At 65.7% G+C, this 3,195-nt stretch carries 3 protein-coding genes and 1 riboswitch; all 3 genes read left to right on the forward strand.

Going from position 1 to position 3,195, the window contains the following annotated elements; genetic code table 11:
• On the forward strand, window positions 1-906 hold a 906-nt coding region (locus BN1119_RS01085), incomplete at its 5' end, for a methyl-accepting chemotaxis protein (protein WP_041992651.1).
• 277 nt (window positions 907-1,183) lie between these two features.
• Window positions 1,184-1,269: riboswitch (cyclic di-GMP riboswitch) on the forward strand.
• 65 nt (window positions 1,270-1,334) lie between these two features.
• A complete protein-coding gene (gbpA, locus tag BN1119_RS01090) occupies window positions 1,335-2,750 on the forward strand; it encodes an N-acetylglucosamine-binding protein GbpA (RefSeq protein ID WP_041992654.1) in 1,416 nt (471 codons plus the stop codon).
• A gap of 210 nt (window positions 2,751-2,960) precedes the next feature.
• Window positions 2,961-3,195, forward strand: a 235-nt coding sequence (locus BN1119_RS01095) for an MgtC/SapB family protein (protein ID WP_041992658.1), incomplete at its 3' end; no start/stop codon positions are given.

The following is a 3,195-nucleotide window of genomic DNA, read 5'->3' on the forward strand; positions in this document are numbered from 1 at the left end:
GCCATCCGCCGCGCCCTGCTGGAGGCGAGCCAGGGGGCCCGCAACGTGGCGGACGCCGCCCTGCGCATCGCCGCCTCCGCCGAGCAGACCAATCAGGCGGTCAACAGCCAGCGGGATCAGCTGGCCCAGCTCGCCACCGCCATGAACGAGATGAGCGCCACCATCTCGGATGTGGCGGGTCATGCCGAGAACACGGCCCGCGACACCCAGGACGCCACCAACGAGGCCGGGCTCGGCAACGAAGACGTCCACGCCAGCGTACACGGCATCCAGACCCTGGCCACCGAGGTGGAGCAGGCCACCCATCAGGTCAATCGCCTCAAGGAGGGGGTGATGCAGATAGGGGAAGTGACCGCCGTCATCAGCGCCATCTCGGATCAGACCAACCTGCTGGCCCTCAACGCCGCCATCGAGGCGGCCCGGGCCGGCGAGCAGGGCCGCGGTTTTGCCGTGGTGGCCGACGAGGTGCGCCAGCTGGCCAGCCGTACCCGCCACTCCACCGAGGAGATCCAGAGCACCATCACCCAGTTGCAGCAACGGGCGGTCACCGCTGCCAGTGCCATGGACACCAGCCGCAAGCTGGCGGAGAGCAGCGTCGGCCAGTCCGAGAAGGCGGGGCAGGATCTCTCCCTCATCGTCAGTCACATCCAGCACGTGAGCGACATGGCGACCCAGATAGCCACGGCGGCGGAGCAGCAGAGCATGGTGGCGGAAGACATGAACCGCAACGTCAGCGGCATCAATGACTCGGCGCTCGAGATGTCCCAGGCCGCCTCCCAGCTGGCCCAGGAGAGCGAGCTGCTGGCCGGACTGTCGCGCAGCCTGGACGAGCGACTGGCGGCCTTCCGGCTTGGCAGCGCCATCTCAGCGGATCAGGCGCCGGAGCACACTCGCCAGCACGCCTGATCCGCCAGCGCCGCTGCGCGTCAGCGCACGTCCCGCCCCACCGCCTCTTCTGCCCGCCATGCCGGCAGAGGAGGCGACCACCACTGCGACAGGGCACTCCTTTGTCGCCATCATCAGGCTGAGTGTTCAGGCCTTCATCCAGAGACAAATGGCAAAACGAGCCGTTAAGCGACGACGCCAGATCGAGCGGGTCAAGCTGTCAACTTTGACACTTAATTATTTAACAAAAAATAGTCATGATGGCACTGCCGCCCAATGCGGCACCATGACCCTTTCAGTAGTCATTTGGCAAACTGGTTGAAAGGCCAGGACGCAAAGCCTCCGGTCTAAAGACATGCCGTCCAGGATAGCGGGGTTGCCACACCCAGGTGTGTACCGGGGATTTCCCCAGCCAAGGTGACTGCCCACATCACCGAACAGAGGAATGTATGGCAGCAAAAATTCGACTCAATCATGTGGCTGCGGCGCTGGCGCTGCTGGCCAGTGGCGGCGTGCTCGCCCACGGTTACATCAGCCAGCCGGAGGGACGCAACGCCCTGTGCAAGACCGGCGGCAACATCGGCTGCGGCGCCATCCAGTGGGAACCCCAGAGCCTGGAGGCGCCGTCCGGCTTCCCCGATGGCGGCCCAGCCGACGGCCAGATCGCCTCGGCCGGGCATCCGCAATTTGGCGAGCTCAACGCCCAGACCAGCGATCGCTGGACCAAGCGCAATGTGCAGGCCGGCCCCTTCAATATCAGCTGGACCTTCACCGCCAACCACGTGACCCGCAACTGGCGCTACTACCTCACCAGGCAGGACTGGAACCCGAACCAGCCCCTGACCAGAGACGCATTCGATCTCAACCCCTTCTGCGTCATCGACGGCAACATGGTGCAGCCCCCCAAGCAGGTCACCCATGAATGCACCCTGCCGGCGCGCACCGGCTATCAGCTCATCCTCGGGGTCTGGGAGGTGGGCGATACCACCAACAGCTTCTACAACCTGATCGACGCCCGTTTCGATGACGGCACCCAGCCGCCGCTGAGCTGGAGCCAGGGCGGCACCATCTACCCCTCCATCGATCTCGCGGCCGGTGACAAGGCCAGGACCCGGGTGTTCGATGCCGGCGGCGAGCGGGCCGATCTGCAAACCGTGCTGACCATAACCGACGCCGAGCAGGGCCTGAAGAACAACTGGGCCCACGCCCTGGCAACCAAGATCAATGCCGAGCAGAGCCAGATCCGCGCAGGGCAAGGGGCCGACGGCCAGTACAACCCCGTCTACGGTCAGAACCCCATCTACCTCAAGGCCGGCAGCAAGCTGCAACGGGTCGAGATCCAGCTCGAACAGCAGCAACCGCCGGTAGGCAACAGCATCAGCGTGAGCGGCCTGGGGAGCGACTACCCGCTCGACAACGGCAAGGTCACCCTGAGCTTCACCGTCACGGCCGAGGGGGATCTCGCCGTCACCACTACCCTGTATGACCATGGCGGCGTCGCCAGGGGGCAGAGCAGTGCCGACATCAAGGACGGCAGCCAGGGTTTCACCCTGGAGGCCACGGGCCTGAGTGCGGGCCACCACCAGCTGGTGATCGAGGGCAGGCCCAAGGCAGGAGGGGAAGTGGTGCAGCAGACCCTGGATCTGATGTTCAAGGCGCCGACCAGCGGCGACTATCAGTTCAGCTTCCCTGAGGGGGTCGACGGCTACACAGATGGCACCCGGGTGCTGCAACCGAAAAATGGCAAGGTCTATCAGTGCAAGCCCTTCCCCTACAGCGGCTGGTGCAGCCAGTGGGCGGCCACGGCCACCCAGTACGAGCCCGGGATCGGGTCTCATTGGCAGGATGCCTGGGTCCAGCAGTGAGCCGTCACGCCAGCACGGCATGAACCCGGGTGGCCGCATGCCAGATCCTGGTCGACCGTCGCCGTGCCAGCAACAAAACGAACAGGGGAGCCTCGGCTCCCCTGTTTATTGACGCGCCGCCAGGGACAGCCGGATCCCTTCGATACTCTGTGAGCCAGGCCCCCGCAGCCCCGTGCAGGCTGTGCCATCATGGGATCCAGGCAGAGGCGCATGAGCAAGGAGTTCGGCATGTGGATCGAGGCAGACCCCATCAACGGGGCCCTGGTCTCCCTGGCCATCGGCCTCATCATAGGGCTGGAGCGGGGCTGGCAGGTACGCCAGCTGGGGGACAACCAGCGAGTCGCCGGGATGCGCACCTATGGCCTCGTCGGCCTGCTCGGCGGCGTCTGCGCCCTGCTGCTGCCCACCCTGGGCACCTGGCTGCCCCTGCTCGGCCTGCTGGCGG

Source organism: Aeromonas bivalvium (genome assembly GCF_000819765.1).
Classification (GTDB): domain Bacteria; phylum Pseudomonadota; class Gammaproteobacteria; order Enterobacterales; family Aeromonadaceae; genus Aeromonas; species Aeromonas bivalvium.